The 20,006-nt window shown below is 68.4% G+C and carries 17 protein-coding genes; 12 read left to right on the top strand and 5 right to left on the bottom strand.

What is annotated here, in order from left to right; all coding sequences use genetic code 11:
* Positions 1–132: 132 nt before the first annotated feature.
* On the top strand, positions 133–1,755 hold the full coding sequence (locus tag KV100_RS07095) for a GMC family oxidoreductase (RefSeq protein ID WP_220342147.1): 1,623 nt from the start codon (positions 133–135) through the stop codon (positions 1,753–1,755).
* Here the strand turns inward: KV100_RS07095 and KV100_RS07090 are convergent.
* Positions 1,752–2,540: an alpha/beta fold hydrolase gene (locus tag KV100_RS07090; RefSeq protein ID WP_220342146.1), complete on the bottom strand. Its 789-nt coding sequence runs from the start codon at positions 2,538–2,540 to the stop codon at positions 1,752–1,754. The two genes, KV100_RS07095 and KV100_RS07090, sit on opposite strands and share 4 nt — an antisense overlap.
* Before the next feature lie 275 nt (positions 2,541–2,815).
* Between KV100_RS07090 and KV100_RS07085 the strand changes: the two genes are divergently transcribed.
* The 4 genes from KV100_RS07085 to KV100_RS07070 all read left to right on the top strand — a co-directional run bounded on the left by KV100_RS07085 (position 2,816) and on the right by KV100_RS07070 (position 6,402).
* A complete protein-coding gene (locus KV100_RS07085; RefSeq protein ID WP_220342145.1) occupies positions 2,816–3,205 on the top strand; it encodes an RHS repeat domain-containing protein in 390 nt (129 codons plus the stop codon).
* A gap of 71 nt (positions 3,206–3,276) precedes the next feature.
* The gene (locus tag KV100_RS07080; protein WP_220342144.1) at positions 3,277–4,698 is read left to right on the top strand and encodes an RHS repeat-associated core domain-containing protein; all 1,422 of its coding nucleotides are present in this window, start codon (positions 3,277–3,279) and stop codon (positions 4,696–4,698) included.
* Entirely contained in the window at positions 4,692–4,868 is a 177-nt protein-coding gene (locus KV100_RS07075; RefSeq protein WP_220342143.1) for a hypothetical protein, read from the top strand. Before KV100_RS07080 ends, KV100_RS07075 begins: the two co-directional genes overlap by 7 nt.
* A gap of 844 nt (positions 4,869–5,712) precedes the next feature.
* A complete protein-coding gene (locus tag KV100_RS07070; RefSeq protein ID WP_220342142.1) occupies positions 5,713–6,402 on the top strand; it encodes a hypothetical protein in 690 nt (229 codons plus the stop codon).
* Positions 6,403–6,640: 238 nt separating this feature from the next.
* Here the strand turns inward: KV100_RS07070 and KV100_RS07065 are convergent, their stop codons facing one another.
* The gene (locus KV100_RS07065; RefSeq protein ID WP_220342141.1) at positions 6,641–6,925 is read right to left on the bottom strand and encodes a hypothetical protein; all 285 of its coding nucleotides are present in this window, start codon (positions 6,923–6,925) and stop codon (positions 6,641–6,643) included.
* 102 nt (positions 6,926–7,027) lie between these two features.
* On the opposite strand from KV100_RS07065, the gene KV100_RS07060 reads away from it, so the two are divergent.
* The 5 genes from KV100_RS07060 (at position 7,028) to KV100_RS07040 (ending at position 11,941) form a co-directional block, all read left to right on the top strand.
* The gene (locus tag KV100_RS07060) at positions 7,028–7,867 is read left to right on the top strand and encodes a helix-turn-helix domain-containing protein (protein WP_308291370.1); all 840 of its coding nucleotides are present in this window, start codon (positions 7,028–7,030) and stop codon (positions 7,865–7,867) included.
* A gap of 64 nt (positions 7,868–7,931) precedes the next feature.
* Positions 7,932–8,513, top strand: coding sequence for a dihydrofolate reductase family protein (locus tag KV100_RS07055; protein ID WP_220342140.1), 582 nt, complete (start codon positions 7,932–7,934; stop codon positions 8,511–8,513).
* Between the two features lie 685 nt (positions 8,514–9,198).
* On the top strand, positions 9,199–9,738 hold the full coding sequence (locus KV100_RS20345; protein WP_374226659.1) for a hypothetical protein: 540 nt from the start codon (positions 9,199–9,201) through the stop codon (positions 9,736–9,738).
* A 77-nt stretch (positions 9,739–9,815) separates the two neighbouring features.
* On the top strand, positions 9,816–10,124 hold the full coding sequence (locus tag KV100_RS07045) for a DUF4399 domain-containing protein (protein ID WP_220342138.1): 309 nt from the start codon (positions 9,816–9,818) through the stop codon (positions 10,122–10,124).
* A gap of 254 nt (positions 10,125–10,378) precedes the next feature.
* Positions 10,379–11,941, top strand: coding sequence for an aldehyde dehydrogenase family protein (locus tag KV100_RS07040; RefSeq protein WP_220342137.1), 1,563 nt, complete (start codon positions 10,379–10,381; stop codon positions 11,939–11,941).
* Positions 11,942–11,953: 12 nt separating this feature from the next.
* Here the strand turns inward: KV100_RS07040 and pta are convergent, their stop codons facing one another.
* Genes pta through KV100_RS07025 form a run of 3 tightly spaced genes read right to left on the bottom strand, consistent with a single transcriptional unit; the run spans position 11,954 to position 17,184 of the window.
* A complete protein-coding gene (gene pta, locus KV100_RS07035; RefSeq protein ID WP_220342136.1) occupies positions 11,954–14,035 on the bottom strand; it encodes a phosphate acetyltransferase in 2,082 nt (693 codons plus the stop codon).
* 47 nt (positions 14,036–14,082) lie between these two features.
* The gene (locus tag KV100_RS07030) at positions 14,083–14,601 is read right to left on the bottom strand and encodes a GNAT family N-acetyltransferase (protein WP_220342135.1); all 519 of its coding nucleotides are present in this window, start codon (positions 14,599–14,601) and stop codon (positions 14,083–14,085) included.
* A 30-nt stretch (positions 14,602–14,631) separates the two neighbouring features.
* The gene (locus tag KV100_RS07025) at positions 14,632–17,184 is read right to left on the bottom strand and encodes an RNA helicase (protein WP_220342134.1); all 2,553 of its coding nucleotides are present in this window, start codon (positions 17,182–17,184) and stop codon (positions 14,632–14,634) included.
* 87 nt (positions 17,185–17,271) lie between these two features.
* On the opposite strand from KV100_RS07025, the gene KV100_RS07020 reads away from it, so the two are divergent.
* A complete protein-coding gene (locus KV100_RS07020) occupies positions 17,272–18,042 on the top strand; it encodes an SGNH/GDSL hydrolase family protein (protein WP_220342133.1) in 771 nt (256 codons plus the stop codon).
* Positions 18,043–18,120: 78 nt separating this feature from the next.
* Positions 18,121–19,950 carry a gamma-glutamyltransferase gene (gene ggt / locus KV100_RS07015; protein WP_220342132.1) on the top strand — a complete coding sequence of 610 codons (1,830 nt, stop codon included), beginning with the start codon at positions 18,121–18,123 and terminating at the stop codon, positions 19,948–19,950.
* Positions 19,951–20,006 lie beyond the last annotated feature (56 nt).

The following is a 20,006-nucleotide window of genomic DNA, read 5'->3' as shown; positions in this document are numbered from 1 at the left end:
TGAGGGAAGCCTCAACATTTACCTGAGGACTACCTCATGTTTTTCTCCGATCGGTCGGCCGCCGATCCCTGCTGCCCGTGGAGCAGGCGGAGGCTGCGACGGCCGGATATGAGGTGTGTCACACTTCGGCGCATGACGTCGTACGACTACGTGGTGGTGGGCGCGGGGAGCGCGGGTGCGGTCGTGGCCGCCCGGTTGACCGAGGACCCGTCGGTGACGGTGCTCCTCCTCGAGGCGGGCCCGCCGGCCGACGCCGACGAGATCCGGATCCCGGCGGCGTTCTCGACTCTCTTCAAGACCCGCTGGGACTGGAACTACACGACCACCGCCCAGAAGCAGCTGCACGGGCGGCGCGCCTACTGGCCGCGGATGAAGGCCCTCGGCGGCTGCTCCTCGATGAACGCGATGATCTACATCCGCGGCAATGCCCTGGACTACGACACGTGGCGCGACGCGTACGGCGCCGACGGCTGGGGCTACGAGGACGTCCTGCCCTACTTCGTGCGGGCCGAGGGCAACACCCGCCTCTCTGGGCTCTACCACGGGACCGACGGGCCGCTGCGGGTCGAGGACCGCGTCTTCACCCACGAGCTCACCGCGGCGTGGGTCGACTCGGCGGTCGACTCGGGCTTCGCGCGCAACGACGACTTCAACGGTGCCTCGCAAGAGGGCGCCGGGCTCTATCAGGTGACCTGCCGCAAGGGCCGTCGGTGGTCCGTCGTCGACGCCTATCTCCAGCCCGCGATGGACCGTCCCAACCTCACGGTCCTCACCGGAGCGCTGGCCACGCGCGTCGTCGTCGAGGACGGCAGGGCCACCGGGGTCGCGTACGCGGTCGCGGGGACGGAGCAGGTCGCACGGGCCGAGCGCGAGGTCGTCCTGTCGGGCGGCGCCGTCAACAGCCCACAGCTCCTCATGCTGTCGGGCATCGGCCCCGCGACACACCTGCGCGAGCACGGCATCGACGTGGTCGCCGACCTGCCGGGAGTCGGCGCGAACCTGCACGACCATCCGGCGGTCCCGCTGATCTGGACGACGCGCGGCAGCACCGATCTGGTGCAGTCCAGCACGCTCGCGAACCTCCTCCGGTGGAAGACCACGGGCACCGGGCCGCTCGCCTCCAACCTCGGCGAGGCGGGCGCGTTCTTCTCCAGCCGCGACGGGCTCGCCGCACCCGACCTCCAGGTCCATGCCGCTCCGAGCGGGTTCTACGACAACGGGCTGCGCGAGCCGCAGGCGCAGATGTTCACGGCGGCGTCGACGCTGGTCAACGTGGCGAGCCGCGGCTCGCTGCGTCTGCGCTCGGCCGACCCCACGTGGCATCCCGAGATCGACGCGGCGTACTACGACGACCAGACCGACCTCGACGCCCAGCTCGCGGGTGTGCGGCGGGTGCTGGACACCGTCTCGTCAGGCCCGCTCGCCCGGTTCCTGGTCGACCTCTGGATGCCGAAGGCGCGAGGCGCGGTCCCGACCGACACCGAGCTCGTCGAGCACATCCGGACCATGAGCCAGACGCTCTTCCATCCCGTCGGCACCTGCGCGATGGGCAGCGGCGAGTCCTCCGTCGTCGATCCCGAGCTGCGGGTGCGTGGGGTCGAGGGGCTCAGGGTCGCCGACGCCTCGGTGATGCCGATGGTCCCGCGCGGCAACACCAACGCGCCGGCGATCATGGTCGGCGAGAGGGCGGCCGACCTGATGCGTGGCCGGACGCTCCCGCCGGCGCGGGTGGCCGCCGCGACGGCGGCGGTCTAGCCGGCGAAGAACTCAGTCAGGACCGGCGCCAGGACAGCGGGATCGACGTCGTGCGTCTGGTCCGGGAGCGACCGGTAGGCGACAGCGCCGACGACGCACGCGACGATCCGCGACGGACAGCGGAGCAGCTCCGGGCTGGCGGCGCCGTCGAGGACGAGCGTCGGCGTACGCACGCCCTCGAGCCGCGATCGTGGCACGGTCCCGTCACCGAGCAGGGCCAAGTCGTACGCCACGGTTGGCGCCAGCGCCTCGTACTCGGCCCAGACCGGGGTGTGACGTACCAGCGTGACCATGTCCTGCGGCATGCCGGTGGTCGTCATGAGGCTGGCGACCGCATCACCGAACCGCGCCGACCCGCGTGACGTGTCGGCCAGGATCGCCTCGAGCTCGCTGCGTGCCCGGCGCACGTTGGCGGCCCCGACGACCTCGCCGGTGTAGGGCGGCTCGTAGACGGCGAGGCGTCGAACCGGCACACCGGCAGCCACCGCCTCGAGCCCGAGCACGGCACCGGAAGACATCCCGAAGAGGCAGGCATCCTCGCCCGCGGCACGGAGGACTGCGGCCACGTCCTCGATCTCGCGCTGCGGGGCGTACGGCGCGGTGTCGGTGCTGCGCCCGCGCCCGCGCCGGTCGAAGTCGTGAACCGTGAAGGCCTCGGCCAGTGCCTGCGCAAGAGGTCGGCCGGGGTCGGTGCGCGAGCAGGCGAGGGCACCGTCGACGAGCACGACCGCGGGGCCGGACCCACGCCGTGTGACAGCGAGCCGCGTGCCGTCGGCGGACGTCACGGTCGCGGGATGCCCTCTCATAGCCGTACGACCGGGCGGGCTGGGTGAACTCATCGCTAATGTCGGTCTACCGAACGAAGTAACGGACTGGTCACGATCCAGTTCGTGGAATAGCGTTTCGCAATATGGAACTGCTTGGTTTAGTGCACACAACCGCCGCGGAGGTGGTTGGCTGAAGTCAGGTGTGGTCCGGTCATGGCACAGGGTTCCCGCGTGCTCGCGAGCATTACTCTTAATCTTTCTACGCGGCCTACGATTCGCGGCGGAACCCGACCGTGATCAAGGAGTCCCGCGACCCGCAGGCCGGGACGTCGGCGGGCGAAATCGAACGCGTCGCCACCTACGCCTACGACGCCATGGGACGCCTCACCTCTGAGCATCTCGTGGTGGCCAACGGCTCTCCCGGTGACGACCCGGTTCCCGCGACGACGTGCTCCTACAATCCGACGACGGGTGCGCTGCGCTCGATCTCGAATGGCGACTCCGTCATCTCCCTCAGTTATGACAGCTGGGGACGCGAAGTCTCGCGCACGGACTCGTCGGGCAATACAAGCGAGAAGGAATATGATCGGGCTGGGCACCTCGCGACGCTTGACGACGGCAAGGGAACCTACTCGTACACCTACGACGGCCCGGGAGACGGCGCGGACTCGTCACGGGGCTAGATGTCGACCTGCCCGGCGGCCAACCCGATCAGTTCAGCGTCGAGTACGGTCCCAGCGGGGCGCCGACCTCGATGATCCACCCCAACGGAATCATCGCGGAGTGGCAGTACGACACCGCAGGCAATGCCAACTCGCTCTCCTACCGCATCGGCGACGAGAGCCTCACCTTCAGCCAGACCTATGACATGGAGGGCCGGGTCCAGACAGCGTCCAGCGTCGCTTCGACTCAGACGCATAAGTACGATCGGGTCGACCGCCTCACGCAGGTGGAGGACTCCTTTGGTTTGGGCCCCTCGTCATCGCGGACGTGCCAGCGACGTGAGTACGCCTTCAGCCGCGACTCCAACCGCGAGAGCCTGACCACCAGCGGCGCCAACAGCGAGGGCAAATGTGACGGAAGCAGGCCCTTGGCCACCAGATCCACCTTCGACTCGGCAGATCGAATCTCGGGTGGGCGCCTACAGGTGTCCTACTACGCGAACGACATGGTAGCTGGCTCGAAGCAGACGGTGCCCCGCGCGAACGGCGAGGGCTCGCTTCTTAGCGAGTACGATTACGACCTCGACCCTCTGTCGCGAATCGGGTCTACTGTGTTGAAGTCAGATTCAGTCGTCACGCGGACTACCCGAAATCATTACGTTGACGACAGCAACTCGCCAGCGTGGAGTGAATACGTCGACCGTTCCGGCAACTCATCGGTCGCCTCTGAGGCACGGTTCATACGCTCACCGCTCGGGTATCAGGCTGGGCTGCAGGTCGATCGTGGAAACGCGCAGTTCTACATCGTCAACCTCCACGGCGACACTGTTGCTTCGTTCGATAATCCTGCGAGCGGTGCGGTTGCGACAATTGGCACTTGCCGTGAGTCAACTGAGTACGGAATTTCCCGCGCCAGCCTCCAGTCGCCTCAGGGAGGATCGGCGTGGCTTGGGGCCGCCCGGCCGGAGGTTGACAGTGGTGGCGGTCTGTATGCCATGGGAATGCGCCTATACAACCCGCACACCGGGAGGTTCCTATCGCCGGATCCTGTGCGAGGCGGTAACGATAATTCCTATACTTATCCTCCGGATCCAGTAAACTCCTTCGATCTCAGCGGAGAATACAGGACAACCAAGTGGTTCAACCCGTACTGGACGCGGGGCGGTTTCGGGATCGAGGCGGGGTTTTTTGTTCAGTTGACCAGAAAGGAAGCCCTCGGGACCGCAGCGGGGGTCAGTATAACCTGGGGCATCTATCGAGCAATCCACGCAGTCCTCGAAGGTCCTAAGCATCGAGCATTCTCCAGGACCAATATGGAGAAGTTCAGGCGGACAACAATGAGAGCTTTCGGAGGATTTGCGGCGCTAGCTGCCAGCGAGTTCGTTGGCTGGTACATAGGAGTTATGGCCTGGAATAAGAAAGGCCCCTTCTTTGGGCTCACGGTTAGCGCGGATGTAAGATGGGGTAGGCTTACTGTATACATTTTGCCTCTTATGCTCTTCGTTTCATGCTGAAATTCGCCCGCTATGCAAAAGGGCTCGGCTACATCGTGTTCAGCACCGGCACGTTCTTCATGGTTTGTGGCCAATGGGTTGCTGCTGCGGCTGTATGGGGGTTGGGATGTGTGCTCGTAGTATGGGGCTTCATCGCGGAGGATTCGCCGCCGCGCGATTTGGGCGACTGAGGGGCGACGAGTGTGGTAAATCTCATTCGTTGCTGGCAGGCATCTTGCGTAGCAAGAGGAGGTCTAGGGCTGCTCACGCGCAGGTAGTCACTCAATTCTCGCCGCGGAGTTCAATGAAGTTGATACGGTTTTTCGTCCAGTGCATCTTTCTCATCCCAGTCTCGATCGTTCTGTTTTTCAGTCCATATCCGGTAATCGGGCTGGTCCCGCTGATGGTGCTTATCTCCATCGCGTTGTTGATTATTCAGGAGCATCGACGCAGCGGAGACAGCACATCGCGACGCGGTGGATGGGAGTTCGGCCTGGCGTTAATGCCAATCATTGGCACGGCTCCCGCCCTTTGGGTTGCATTCGTGGTAACCGGCGAATCGGCGTATAGGTCAATAGCGCTAATCTGCGCAATTGCACTCACGGCGCCGGGTTTACTCGCCATCCTCCTGGGGCATCGAGTGGCCGCGGACGACACCCGGTGAGGTCTTCTCACCGGGTTAGTCGTGCGCGGCGGCGTTGGATGGGCGCTTGCCACGATTGCGTCCTCTACCCCGGGATCTGGAGCGGAAGCGGCCGACCCGGGTGGCGGTCGCGATCCGCGTCTCCGAGCGATACGCCGACACCTTGGCCGACGGCTTGCGGGACGCGGGCGCGGGCGTGTCATTGCGGCGGTCCGTCCGCGGTGTCCCGCAGTAGGCCACGGGTCGTGAACCTGTCCGAGCTGGACGCAATCGTTATGCGCGATCGACCCCGACCCCCTGCTGTGCAGAGGACAATGGCCTGAACGGAACGACGTCTCGTTGCCGCAGCACACTCAGACAAGGGTGGGATTGATGAGCATGGGGCCGGCGTCATGAGTGCAGAATCTGCACAGGCTCCCTTCTTCTTCGAGGCATACAGCCAGGCCTGGGCCCGGCGTATCGAATCAGGCGACCCGTCTCTTGACCTCCTCCGGTCGGAGGTCGGCAGTGTGGTCGACGGCGAGCTCGATTCGGACCTGTGGGAGGTCTACTCCTCCTTCTGGGAGCGGGGTGTGCCGCCGTCGAAACTGGGTAGAGAGTTCTCGCGGATGGGGCTTCGGACCCTTGCCGAGGTTGTCCGGGCGACCTTCAGTCTGCTGCGATCGGCGCCACGTGAGCCTCGCTGGATGAAGGAACCCTCAAACGTCGAGATGCTCCGGGGTGCGCCGGAGTTTTGGAGGCTGCCGTTGAGCGAGGTGCCGATCTCGGTCGAGGAGACGGATCGTGAGTGGGTAGTGCGCGCTTGTGAAGCGACCGAGCTCGATGAGGGTGAGGTGGTGTACGACTTCGACGTCTGGCTCGACCCGTCAGACGTGGACTCGAATCTGTGCACCGTGATGTTGGGGAGGCGACGCGTGGGTTCCACGAGAGTTCCCCACGATCGAAAAGATCTGCTCCAGCGGCTCGCGGCGAAGCGGGTGTTCGTCGACGGCGGCCTTCAGGTCGACGTCACCCAGGATCCGCCCTCCCTCCGCCTCGGTGTCGCTCTTCCGCCGACAGGGGCGGACCTTCACGAGGACTGACCTCCCAGGAGGCCCGGTCCGCCCTGTGATCCGTCGCTACCGGACAGTAGGCTTCGAGACACAGTCTGTGCCGCACGTCACACCCGGAGGACCCGACGGCGACCACCAGCCCGACGCCGAAGCGCCCGTACACGCAAGAGCGCCCACAAGAGGGCGGGCGGGGAGACGGAGGCTCCGACGCCGCACACGTTCGACTCGCTGAACCCGGCGACAGGCGACGTGGTCGGGACCCACCCGATCACCACGCCTGACGAGGTGGCCGCGGCCGTCGAACCCGCCCGGGTCGCCACCCGGTGGTGGACCGAACGATCCGCGACGGACAGCGGAGCAGCTCCGGACTGGCAGCGCCGTCGAGCACCAGCGTCGGTGTACGTACGCCCTCGAGCCGCGCTCGTGGCACGGTCCCGTCACCGAGCAGGGCGAAGTCGTACGCCAGGGTGGGCGCCAGCGCCTCGTACTCGGCCCACACCGGGGTGTGGCGTACCAGCGTGACCATGTCCTGGGGCACGCCGGTGGTCGTCATGAGGCTGGCGACCGCATCGCCGAACCGCGCCGACCCGCGTGACGTGTCGGCAGGCCCGGTGAACTCATCGACAGCGTCGACAGCGTCGGCGATGCTGGACGCGTGGAGTACGTGTCCAAGGTGCCCGGTCCGCCGTTGGACGGGCTGATCGAGGACCTCTACTACCTGGAGGGCGCCCCGCCGTACGCCCGGCTGACCCTGCCGGCGTCGCCGGCGGCGTTGCTCGTCGTCAACCTTGGGCCGCCGTTCCACATCCGTGCCAGCACCGACGTCGAGCCGTCCGAGCACGCCGACGGCTGCATAGTCACCCCGTCCACCCGCGCGTTGGGGTTCAGCTACCCGGCCTGGACTCGGTCCGTGGGCGTGCACGTCAAGCCGTGGGGGCTCGCGCCGTTCGTGCCGATGCCCGCAGTTGAGCTGTGTGACCGGCCGGTGACGGTGGAGCAGGTGTGGGGCCGGCCTGCCGTCGCTGAGCTGCGCGACCGGCTGGCCACGGCGGACGGGCCGCACGAGATGCTGGCGCTGCTCGAGGAGGAGCTCATCGGACGGCTGTGCGAGACCCCCGGCCTGGGGCTGGTCCGCCATACGAGCAGCATCATCATGGCGACCAGCGGCGCGGCGGCGATCGGCGACCTGCGGGTCGCGGCCGGTGTCAGCAGCACTCATCTGACACAGCGGTTCAAGGAGCTCGTCGGCGTCACGCCGAAGCGGCTGGCCCGCACCCAGCGCTTCGCCGCCACCCTGCTCGCGATCGACTTCGCCCAACCGATCAACTGGAGCGACGTCGCCAGTGGCGCAGGCTACTTCGACCAGGCCCACTTCGGCCACGATTTCCGGGCGTTCGCCGGGCTCACACCGACACGGTACGCCGAAGTCCGGCGACGGTTCCTGCGCGAACACCCCGACCACGTGCTGGACAGCTGGCCGCTGCCGGCCGATTGATTTCGTACAAGGACGACGGCTCACGACCCACTACTTTGGGGATCCCAAGGCGGAGGAGAGCCCCGTGAGCAAAGTGGTGATGTACGGCTCGGTGTCGGTGGACGGCTTCATCGCGGACGAGAAGGACGATCCCGGTCCGATCTTCGAGTGGTTGGTCAGCGGTGACGTCCCGTTGGACGAGAGCGGCGAGGTGAAGGTGTCGCCGGCGTCCTATGACTACACACGTCAGTACTGGGACCAGATCGGGGTGACGATCGCCGGCCGCCACGTCTTCGACCTGACGGACGGCTGGGACGGGCAGCCTCCGAGCGGGATCGACCACGTGGTCGTCGTGACGCACCGTCCACCGCCCGAGGGCTGGGACGCCGCGGCGCCGTTCCACTTCGTCGACGGGGTCGAGGCAGCGGCGGCCGCGGCGCAGGAGCTTGCGGGTGACCGCATCGTCGAGGTCGCCGCCGGTGACGTCGGTGGTCAGGCGCTGGCCGCGGGCCTGGTCGACGAGGTGCGCATGGACCTCGTGCCTGTCGTGCTCGGCTCCGGCAAGCGCTACTTCGGGTCGGTCCGTGCCCAGCACCTGCTGGAGGATCCTGACGTCGTGATCCAGGGCGACCGCGTGCTGCACCTACGCTTTCGGGTGCGCCGTTGACCGGTGGCCAGGTAATGGAAGAAGACGCGAGAGGCCGCGAACCCGCTGCCCTGATCTGCCTCGGGTACGGTTTGTGGTCATACGTGGCGCTGTGACCCTTATCTGGCTACTTTGACCAGGCTACGTTGCTCTTGTGATCGGGCTAGGTTACTCCATTCCTGCTCGAACGAGATGCGACACCCAGCGCGATATGTACGAGCACGCGGATGTGGAGTACTGGCGGGTGGAAGGCAGCCCGGGCGGGCCGCTCCCGCAGTCTATTGAGGAAGTCGAATTGGCCAGTGCACTCGCGACTCCAGGTCCTCAACGATTTCCTGTGAGTCAGAGCAGTTGATCGTCCCCACCGTTCTCGCAGGGCTGTCGCTCGTTCGTCGGCTCGACGGAAGGCGTCGGTGAAGCGGTGAGGGGCCCGCGCGCCTTTGGCTGAGTCAAGGCCGCGGAATGCGCTCTGAGTCCCGCATGACGGCGCTTGTTGGGCGAACTCATCTTCAATGGTCAGACTGACGGCAACTGTTCGGATTCGCACCCATTGTCGGGTTTTCGTTCAAAAAAGATCACGGAAGGATCACGATCCACGTCTTGGAATACGTTTCCTTGTGTGCACTGGACAGCCTTCGGCGACGTCGGCCAAGATTCAGTGGCGGGATGACAAGACTTGGGTGCGCAGCAGCGCTCGACCGACACTGTGGGTGGCTTCACCCTGATGGGTGCTCGTCTATACAGCCCGCTCACTGGCAGATTCTTGTCGCGCGACGGCGTCCAAGGCGGGAACGACAACGCTTACACATATCCCGTTGACCCGATCGGCAGCGTCGACCTTGATGGCTACATCGAACATCCAGGCGGTCGGCCCAGTCCCGGCGTCTACGTGCACAAGACAATCCGCGGGGGCAAATCTGCCGTGGCGGCTGTCCCGTCCAAGAGCTCCAAGCACAATGGCTATCCGGCTCCGTACAAGGCGCGGCCCAAGAAGGCCGCGCCGAAGCCTAAAAAGAGGTCCGCGAGGCAGCAGAGGGCCGGGATGGCGGTAGCGGGCTTCACCGGTGGGTGCACCCTGGGCGGGGCTGCAGGCTTTCTGATCGCTGGTCCGGCCGGTGCGGCGGTCGGTTGTGGAGCGGGGGCTGGCGCGCTCAACGGATGGATGGAAGGCGCCCGAAATTCGAAAAAGAAGACAAAGCGGGGGAAAGTGAAAGATGCGTCGAAGGAAGCAGCATGGGGGGGCTGAAGGGACTCGGCGAGGGCTTGGGAGGATCCTGGTTGTGGGGAAAAACCCGCAGTTGATACCGATTGAAAGGTGCGGAGATGGCTACCTTGGTCCTCAGGAGAGGCTACGACTCAGGAGGGGCGCTTCGGAGGCTCAGTTTTCGGCTGGACAATGACGTCGTCGCTCGACTTCGCCCCAACCGCGAGGTTCGCATCGAAGTGCCCGCCGGCGAGCACACCCTCCAAGTTGCGATGGACTGGGCGACAAGTGAGCCTATGAGCGTTCTTATCGAGGAGGACGAAACCGTCTGCGTGCTCGGAGCCATTCAGTTCAGCATGATCCTGAAAGTGTTCTATCGTCCCCGCACCGCGCTGAAGTTGGTCGTCACTCGGCAAGCGCGACGATAGGCCCGCGGGGCCGCTGAGATCGGGATCGGGACGGACGGCTTGCGCTGCCGGCGCTCGGCGCGAACGCGCTGCTGTGGCGAACGCTCGGGGTCTTCGACTCGCTCAGTGTCGCTCTGTCGTGGGTGGGGCCATCGCCGGCGTCCTGGCGGAGCAGGTTCTCGGGACACTAATGCGGTCGGCCCCAGTGAACACGTGCTACCGCCCAGTAGGCTTCAAGACACAGCCTGTGCCGCACGTCACACCCGGAGGATCCGATGGCGACCATCAGCACCACGCCGAAGCGCACCCGCACCCGCAAGGACGCGGGTGCCGACGAGCAGGGAGCTCCGACGCCGCAGACGTTCGACTCGCTGAACCCTGCGACCGGCGACGTCGTCGGCACCTACCCGGTGATGACGCGCGAGGAGGTCGACGCGACCGTCGAGCGGGCGCGCATCGCCAGCCAGTGGTGGACCGAGATCGGCTTCGACGGCCGCAAGGAGGTGCTCGGCCGCTGGAACGGCGTCATCACGCGCCGCATCCACCAGCTCGCCGACGTCGTCCACGCCGAGACGGGCAAGCCGCATGGTGACGCCGTGCTCGAGATCGGTCTCGCCATCGACCACATCGCGTGGGCGGCGGGACACGCCAAGAAGGTGCTCGGGCGCCGCACCGTCTCGCCCGGCCTGCTCATGGTCAACCAGAAGGCGACGATCGAATACAAGCCTCGCGGTGTCGTCGGTGTCATCGGCCCGTGGAACTACCCGGTGTTCACGCCGATGGGCTCGCTGGCGTACGCGCTGGCCGCCGGCAACACGGTCGTGTTCAAGCCGTCGGAGTACACCCCCGGGGTCGGCACCTGGCTTGTCGACGCGTTCGCCGAGGTGGTGTCGGACTACCCGGTGCTCCAGCTCGTGACGGGCCTGGGAGAGACCGGCGCGGCGCTCGCGTCGGCGAAGGTCGACAAGGTGGCCTTCACCGGGTCGCCGGCGACCGGCCGCAAGGTCATGACGGCCGCCGCCGAGAACCTCACGCCGGTCGTCATCGAGGGCGGCGGCAAGGACGCGCTCATCGTGGACGAGGACGCCGACATCGCGGCGGCCGCCGACGCGGCGCTGTGGGGTGGGATGTCCAACGCAGGCCAGACGTGCATCGGCACCGAGCGGGTCTACGTCCACGAGAAGGTCTTCGACGCCTTCGTCTCCGAGATCACGGCCCAGGCCGCCAAGGTACGGGCCGGCTCGGACGCCGACGCCGAGTACGGGCCGATCACGATGCCGAGCCAGGTCCCGATCATCAAGCGGCACGTCGAGGATGCGGTCGCGCGTGGAGGCCGTGCCGTCGTCGGAGGGCCGGACGCCGTGGGCGAGCGGTTCGTCCAGCCCACGATCCTCGTCGACGTCCCCGAGGACGCCGACGCGGTGACCGAGGAGACGTTCGGCCCGACGCTCGTCGTCAACCCGGTGCCGTCGATGGACGAGGCCGTACGCCGCGCCAACGCGACGTCGTACGGCCTGGGCGGAGCCGTCTTCGGCAAGAAGCGTGCGGCCGAGATCGCCCACAAGATCCGTGCCGGGATGACCTCGGTCAACTCCGTCACCTCGTTCGCCGGCGTGCCGTCGCTGCCGTTCGGCGGTGTGGGGGAGTCGGGCTTCGGTCGGATCCACGGCGAGGACGGGCTCAAGGAGTTCGCCTACTCGCACGCGGTCACCGTGCCGCGGTTCAAGCCGGCGATGGTGCTCACCACCTTCGGCCGGACCCCGGGTCAGGAGAAGTCGTTCGTCTCGCTGCTCACCGCCCTGCACGGAGGCAAGGCGCTGCGGGTCACCAAGAAGTAGAGCGCGCCGGGCTCAGCCTGCGTCGAGCTGCTGAGCCTGGATCGCGGTGATGGCCACGGTGTTGACGATGTCGCGCACCGTGGCGCCGCGCGACAGGTCGTTGACCGGCTTGCGCAAGCCCTGCAGCACGGGGCCGATCGCGACCGCGCCCGCCGAGCGCTGCACCGCCTTGTAGGTGTTGTTGCCCGTGTTGAGGTCGGGGAACACGAAGACGGTCGCGCGTCCTGCGACGTCGGACTCGGGGAGCTTGGTCCGCGCCACCGCGAGGTCGATCGCGGCGTCGTACTGGATGGGCCCCTCGATGAGCAGCTCGGGGGCGCGCTCCTGAGCGAGTCCGGTCGCGTTGAGGACCTTCTCGACGTCGGCCCCGCTGCCGGAGGCGCCCGTGGAGTACGACAGCATCGCGACCCGCGGCTCGATGCCGAACGCCGCCGCCGTGCGCGCCGACGAGATCGCGATGTCCGCCAGCTGGACCGCGTCGGGGTCGACGACGACGGCGCAGTCGCCGTAGACGAGGACCTGGTTCTCGAGGCACATGAAGAACACCGAGGAGACCGTCGAGACGCCCGGGACCGTCTTGACGACCTCGAGGGCCGGCCGGATCGTGTGAGCGGTGGTGTGCGCCGCACCCGACACCATGCCGTCGGCGTGGCCGAGCTCGACCATCATCGTGCCGAAGTACGACACGTCGGTGACCGTCGCCCGGGCGTCGTCGAGGTCGACACCGCGGTGCTTGCGGCGCCGGTAGTACTCCTGGGCGAAGTGCTCCAGGTCGTCGGAGGCGCTCGGGTCCACGATCGCGGCGGCCGAGAGGTCCACGCCGAGGCTCGCGGCTCGCGCGGTCAGCGCGATCGGGTCACCGAGCAGCGTGAGGTCGGCGACGCCGCGGCGCAGCAGGATGTCGGCAGCCCGCAGGATGCGCTCGTCGTCGCCCTCGGGCAGCACGATGTGCTTCCGGTCGGCGGTCGCGCGGTCCAGGATCTCGTGCTCGAACATCAGCGGCGTGACAGCGGTCGTCCGCGACACCTCGAGCCGGTCGAGGAGCGCGTCGCCGTCGACGTGCTCGGCGAAGAGCGCGAGTGCGGTCGTGATCTTGCGAGGTGACTCCCGGGTCAGCCGGCCGCGTCGCCCCGTCAACGCCTGCGAGGTCGCGTGGGTGCCGAGGTCCGTGGCGATGATCGGCATGGTCGACCCGACCCCACGCAGCAACCTGTCGACCTGCTCGGGCAGCGCGATGCCGCCGTTGAGCACGATGCCCGCGATCTGGGGGAACTCGGTCGACGCGTGCGCCGTGAGCACGCCCAGCACGATCTCGGGACGGTCGCCGGGGGCGATGACGACGGCACTCTCGAAGAGCCGGTCGAGCACGTTCGGCAGCGTCATCGCGGCGACGACGAAGCCACTGGCCTCGCGTCCGAGCAGACGCTCGTCGCCGCGTACGAGCGTGCCGTCGCAGGCGGCCATGAGGTCGGCGACGGTCGGGGACGACAGGACGGGCTCGTCCGGCACGGCATAGACGAGGACGTCACGGTCGACCAGCGTCGCGCGGTCGGACAGGACCTCGGGGTCGGTCACCCGGTTGACGATCACGGCGAACAGCTCGGCGTGGTTCGCCTCCAGCTCGGCGACGGCGACGTCGGCGACGCTGCTGACGTCCGCACGGGTACGGTCGGCGCCGTTGAGCACGAGCAGGACCGGTGAGGCGAGGTTGGCGGCGACGCGTGCGTTGTAGACGAACTCCGTCGGGGCGGCGACGTCGGTGTAGTCGGTGCCGAGCACCACGACGGCGTCGCAGGACGCGGCGACCGCGGCGTGCCGGTCGATGATCCGCTCCATCGCAGCGACCGGATCGTTGTGCACCTCCTCGTACGTCACGCCGACGGCGTCCTCGTAGGAGGTGACGACCGCGCCGTGCGACTCGAGCAGGTCGAGCACGTAGTCGCGTCCGCCGGTCGCCGCGACGTCGCCGCGGACGATCGGACGGAAGACGCCGACCCTCTGGACGCGTCGCGACAGCTGCTCGACGACCCCGAGCGCGACAGTCGACTTGCCGGTGAACCCCTCGACGGAGGCGATGTAGACGCTGTTTCCCACCTGCCCGAGCCTAGGCCGGGCGTGCCCCGCCTGCCCGCCCGGGATGGTCACAGGGCCAGCAGCATCGTGATGTCGTCGCGGTCGTCGTCGACCCCGACGCGGATCGCGCCAGGCACCCGGCCGACCTCCTTGTAGCCACAGCGTGCGTAGAAGTCCTCGAGGCCGAGCCCGCCTCGGCAGGCCAGCCGGATCGCCTCGATCCCGGGCATGCTGCGCGCGACGCCGGCGAGCGAGAGCATCAGCGCGAAGCCGGCCCCGTGCCCCTGCGACTCCGGATGGACCATCACAGTCTTGGCCCACACCCAGTGCTGCATGAGGCGGTGGGTGTTGCGCTCGAGGAATCCGGCGGCTCGCACCTCGTCGCCGTCGAGCCCGACCACGAGGCGCGTCCGTCCTCGCCCGACCGACGCGAGGACGGTGTCGAGGCTCGGCTCGACGTCGTCCTCGGTCACCGGGGGGACGAATCCGACCGCTCCACCGGCGTTGGAGGAGTCGGTCCAGGTGCGCAGGAGTCCGGCGCGCAGGGACGGGGTGATGTCGGGGTCGGCGAGGAAGAAGAGAGCCACGGAGGAACGGTACGGAGCAGGGTGCCCGTCTCAGGCATCTGCCTCGGTGAGCGGGCCGACGTCGGTGACCTGCACCACGGCCTCGCCCGCCTCGTCCGACGCGTCGAGGTGCACGGTCGCGAAGATCGCCCAGTCACGGTCGCCCTCGGGGTCCTCGAGGATCTGACGGACGTGCCAGACCCGGGTCTCCGCGCCCTCGGGGTCGGTGTCGACCACGAGCATCGCGGGACCACGGGCGTCCGGACCGGTGCCGAGCGTGTCGTACTCGGCGAAGTAGTCGTCGATCGCCTCGTGCCACAGGTCGGCGGTCCAGCCGGCCGCGGCGTCCAGCGCCCCGAGGTCGTTCCAGCGTCGCAGCGCCATGAGCTCGACGCGGCGGAACAGCGCGTTGCGGACGAGCACCCGGAACGCCCGGTCGTTGGACGTCACCGGCGGCGGCGGAGCGTCCGGGTCGTGGGCGATCGTCACGTCGACCGAGCCACCCCCACCGGCGGCGAGAGCCGCCCACTCGTCGAGCAGGCTGGAGTCGGTCTGGCGGACGACCTCGCCGAGCCAGTCGGTGATGTCGCGGAGCACGTCGTCGCGGTACGTCTCCGGGACGGTGTGCACGAGCGTGCGGTACGTGTCAGCGAGATAGCGCAGGACCAGCCCTTCCGAGCGTGCGAGCTGGTAGCGGGAGACGTACTCGCTGAACGTCATCGAGGTCTCCCACATCTCGCGGACGACCGACTTCGGGCGCAGCTCGTGGTCGGCGACCCACGGATGACCCTTGCGATAGGTCTCGTAGGCGGCCTCGAGCTCCTCCCGCAGCGGCTGGGGGTGCTCGACCTCCTCGAGCAGCTCCATTCGCTCCTCGTACTCGATGCCCTCGGCCTTCATCCCCGCCACGGCCTCGCCGCGGGCGGCCTTGCGCTGGGCGTTGATGATCGGGCGCGGGTCGTCGAGGATCGCCTCCACGACGGACACCACGTCGAGCGCATAGGTGTCGGATTCGGGGTCGAGGATCTCCAGCGCGGCCACCCCGAACGGAGCGAGCGGCTGGTTGAGCGCGAAGTTCTCCTGGAGGTCGACGGTCAGCCGGACCGTACGGCCGTCGGCGTCGGGCTCGGCGAGCCGCTCGACGACCCCGCCGGCGACGAGGGCGCGATAGATCCCGATCGCGTCGTTGATCATGCGACGCTGCTCGGCCCGGTCGGAGTGGTTGTCCTCGAGCAGGGCGCGCATCGAGGCGAACGCGTCGCCGGGGCGTGCGACCACGTTGAGCACCATGGCGTGGCTGACCTTCATCCGCGAGGCGAGCGGCTCGGGCTCGCCCGTGGTCAGCTTGTCGAAGGTCCGCTCCGACCAGTTGACGAAGCCCTCGGGAGGCCTCTTGCGCTGGATCCGGCGCAGCTTCTTGGCGTCGTCACCGGCCTTGCGGACCATCTTGGCGTTCTCGACCTCGTGCTCGGGCGCCTGCACGACGACGCGGCCGAGCGTGTCGTAGCCGGCGCGGCCCGCACGCCCCGCGATCTGCTGGAACTCGCGCACCTGGAGGTGACGCTGGCGGACACCGTCGTACTTCGACAGGCCCGAGAACAAGACGGTCCTGATCGGCACGTTGATGCCGACGCCGAGGGTGTCGGTGCCGCACACGACCTTGAGCCGACCCTTCTGGGTGAGTCGCTCGACCAGCCGTCGATAGCGGGGCAGCATCCCGGCGTGGTGCACGCCGATGCCCATCCGCACCAGCCGCGAGAGCGTCTTGCCGAAGCCGGTCTGGAACCGGAACTCGCCGAGCTCCGCCGCGATGGCGTCCTTCTCGGCCCGCGTGGTCACGTTGATGCTCGACAGCGCCTGCGCACGCTCGATCGCCGACGCCTGCGTGAAGTGCACGACGTAGATCGGCGACTGGCCGGTCGCGAGGAGCTCCTCGACGGTCTCGTGGACGGGCGTGGTGACGTACTCGTAGACGAGCGGCACCGGGCGGTCGGTCCCTGCGACCAGAGCCGTCGGGCGCCCGGTGCGCCGGGTGAGGTCCTCCTCGAACCGGGTCGTGTCGCCGAGCGTCGCGGACATCAGGAGGAACTGCGCGTCGGCCAGCTCGAGCAGCGGCACCTGCCACGCCCAGCCCCGGTCGGGCTCGGCGTAGAAGTGGAACTCGTCCATCACGACCAGGCCGACGTCGGCGGCACGACCCTCCCGCAGGGCCTTGTTGGCGAGGATCTCCGCGGTCGCCGCGATGATCGGCGCCTGGCCGTTGACGGTGGCGTCGCCGGTCATCATCCCGACGTTGTCCGCGCCGAACATGTCGACGAGCGCGAAGAACTTCTCCGAGACCAGCGCCTTGATCGGCGCGGTGTAGAAGCTGCGCTCACCGCGGGCGAGGGCCGCGAACTGGGCGCCCGCCGCTACGAGGCTCTTGCCCGATCCGGTCGGTGTGGCGAGGATGACGTTCGCGCCGGAGGCGAGCTCGAGGAGGGCGTCCTCCTGAGCCGGATAGAGCGAGAGGCCCTCGCCCTCCGCCCACGTGACGAACGCGTCGAGGACGACGTCGGCGTCGTCGGACTCCTCGGGCGCAGGGAGATGGTCGAGGAGGCGCATGATGCCTCCATCCTCCCACGCGGCTCCACCCGCCCGGGGGTTCGCAGATGCACGTCTGGCGCGACGGGCGGTGCAAGAATCGGACTTATGGCCAGCGAACCCGTCTACCACCGCTACGTCGCTCTCGGCGACTCGTTCACCGAGGGCGTCGGCGACCCCGACAAGTCCCGGCCGAACGGTCTGCGCGGATGGGCCGATCGGGTCGCGGAGGTGCTCGCGACGAAGACCGACTCCTTCGGCTACGCCAACCTCGCCGTGCGCGGCCGGCTCCTCAAGCCCATCATCGCCGAGCAGCTCGAGCCTGCCGTCCGGTTGTCGCCGGACCTCGTGACGATCTATGCCGGCGGCAACGACCTCCTGCGCCCCAAGGTCGACATCGACCTCCTCGGAGACCTGTACGACGCCGCCATCGGCCGACTCGCGGTCACCGGCACCCGGGTGGTGGTGTTCACCGCGTACGACCTCGGCTATGCGCCAGTGCTCGGCAAGCTTCGGGGACGGGTCGCGATCTACAACGAGATCGTGCGGGAGATCGCCGACAAGCACCGCGCGACCCTCGTCGACTTCTGGCGGTTCAGGGAGTACCGCGACGACCGCTACTGGGACACCGACCGCCTCCACCTGTCGGCCCAGGGCCACCAGCAGATGGCGATCCACGTGCTGGACACCCTCGGCGTCTCCCACACGATCAAGAAGCCGCGGCTGACCACCGTGACCCCGCTGACCAAGAAGGCCAAGCGGGACGCCGACCTGCTGTGGGCCCGCGAGTTCGCCGTCCCGTGGGTGCAGCGCCGCATCAACGGCACCTCGTCGGGCGACACCGTGAAGCCGAAGCGTCCGACGCTCGAGCGGATCTGAGGCAGCCGCGGGGCCGACCTCGGCGACCCGCCGCGCCGGTGATCTGCACGAGGTGCCGACTCGTCGTAGTTTCGCACCATGGATGTGAGGCGCGTCACTGCAACCTTGTCCGTCGCTGCGCTGGGCGTGAGCCTGCTCGTCGGCACCAGCCCGGCCCAGGCCCACCGCCGACCGGCACCGCCGGTGACACCGACGCCCACCTCGTACGGGACCGGTGGCGCGATCTCGTCGGTGGACGCGACGGCCAGCAGGGTGGGACGCGACGTGCTCGCCCGCGGGGGCAACGCGGCTGACGCCGCTGTCGCCATGGCTGCGACGCTGGGGGTCACCGAGCCCTACAGCGCGGGCGTCGGGGGCGGTGGCTACTTCGTCTTCTACGACGCCAAGCGCCGCAAGGTGAGCACGATCGACGGGCGCGAGACCGCTCCGGCGGGCATCACGCCCGACGCGTTCATCAATCCCGCGACCGGGCAGCCGTACCGCTTCTCGCCCGAGCTGGTCTCGTCCGGTGTCGCCGTCGGCGTGCCGGGCACGGTGGCCACCTGGGACGCGGCCCTCGAGCGGTTCGGGACGCGATCCCTCGCCCGCGCGCTCGCCCCGGCGATCGACGTCGCCGCCAAGGGCTTCCCCGTCGACCAGACCTTCCGTAGCCAGACCCTCGACAACAAGGCGCGGTTCGCGGCGTTCCCGGACACCGCGAGGCTCTTCCTGCCCGGTGGTGACGCGCCGCAGGTCGGCACGACGTTCCGCAACCCCGACCTCGCGCGCACGTACGCCGAGATCGCCCGGCGCGGCCCTCGGGCGTTCTACCGCGGCGCGCTGGCCAGCGAGATCGCAGAGACGGTCCAGGCGCCGCCGAAGGACCCTGCCTCGACCCTGCCGGCCCCTGCCGGCTCGATGACCACGGCCGATCTCGCGACGTACCGCGTGCGGCACCAGGCCCCGAGCAAGGTCGGTTACCGAGGCCACCAGGTCTTCTCGATGGCACCGTCGAGCTCGGGCGGCACCACTGTCGGGGAGGCGCTCAACATCCTCGAGAACTACCGGCTCCGCGCCGGCTCGGGGACGGCGCAGAGCCTGCACCTCTATCTGGAGGCCAGCGCCCACGCGTTCGCCGACCGCAACGCCTACGTCGGTGACCCCGCGTTCGTCGACGTCCCCACCTCGACGCTCCTGAGCCAGCGGTTCGCCGACTCGAGGGCCTGCCGCATCGACCCGCAGCAGGCCGCGGTGCGACCTGTCGCGCCGGGAGCGCTCGACGGCCGCGGGTGCGGCGAGGCAGCACGGGCGGAGAAGCCCGACACCGAGAACGTGTCGACCACCCACCTGTCGGTCGTGGACCGCTGGGGCAACGCGGTGGCGTACACCCTCACGATCGAGCAGACCGGCGGATCGGGCATCACCGTGCCCGGCCGGGGGTTCCTGCTGAACAACGAGCTGACCGACTTCTCGACCGTCTACGACCCTGCCGACCCGAACAGGATCGAGCCCGGCAAGCGTCCGCGGTCCTCGATGGCGCCGACGATCGTGCTCGGCAAGGACGACAAGGTCAGGTACGTCCTCGGCTCACCGGGCGGCGCCACGATCATCACGACCGTGCTCCAGATCCTGATGAACCGCATCGACCTCGGCATGACGCTGCCCGAGGCGGTCGCCGCCCCGCGCGCCTCCAGCCGCAACGCGGCGACGACGCCGGCGGAGCCTGCGTTCATCGAGGCGTACGGCGCCGCGCTCGCGCCGTACGGCCAGCGGCTCGTGCCGTCGGGTGACGCCTTCACCTCCGCGGCCGAGATCGGGGCCGCGGCGACGATCGAGGTCGGGCGGCGCGGCAGCATGATCGCGGCGGCCGAGCCGGTGCGACGCGGTGGCGGCACCGGGCTGGTCGTTCGTCCCCAGCGTCGGTGGTGACGCGGGAGGCCGTGCCCGGTCAACGCCGGGCACGGCCCGCCCGCCGCTGTGGGCGG

It is taken from the genome of Mumia sp. zg.B21, assembly GCF_019550855.1.
GTDB lineage: Bacteria > Actinomycetota > Actinomycetes > Propionibacteriales > Nocardioidaceae > Mumia.
This window is presented reverse-complemented; position numbering and strand designations above follow the sequence as displayed.

Coding starts and splice junctions, on each gene's coding strand:
- KV100_RS07025 (WP_220342134.1), bottom strand. CDS start 17,184: ATGCGCCTCCTCGACCATCTCCCTGCGCCCGAGGAGTCCGACGACGCC.
- KV100_RS07080 (WP_220342144.1), top strand. CDS start 3,277: ATGATCCACCCCAACGGAATCATCGCGGAGTGGCAGTACGACACCGCA.
- KV100_RS07045 (WP_220342138.1), top strand. CDS start 9,816: ATGGCTACCTTGGTCCTCAGGAGAGGCTACGACTCAGGAGGGGCGCTT.
- KV100_RS07065 (WP_220342141.1), bottom strand. CDS start 6,925: ATGACGACCACCGGCGTGCCCCAGGACATGGTCACGCTGGTACGCCAC.
- KV100_RS07040 (WP_220342137.1), top strand. CDS start 10,379: ATGGCGACCATCAGCACCACGCCGAAGCGCACCCGCACCCGCAAGGAC.
- KV100_RS07020 (WP_220342133.1), top strand. CDS start 17,272: ATGGCCAGCGAACCCGTCTACCACCGCTACGTCGCTCTCGGCGACTCG.
- ggt (WP_220342132.1), top strand. CDS start 18,121: ATGGATGTGAGGCGCGTCACTGCAACCTTGTCCGTCGCTGCGCTGGGC.
- KV100_RS07095 (WP_220342147.1), top strand. CDS start 133: ATGACGTCGTACGACTACGTGGTGGTGGGCGCGGGGAGCGCGGGTGCG.
- KV100_RS07070 (WP_220342142.1), top strand. CDS start 5,713: ATGAGTGCAGAATCTGCACAGGCTCCCTTCTTCTTCGAGGCATACAGC.
- KV100_RS07075 (WP_220342143.1), top strand. CDS start 4,692: ATGCTGAAATTCGCCCGCTATGCAAAAGGGCTCGGCTACATCGTGTTC.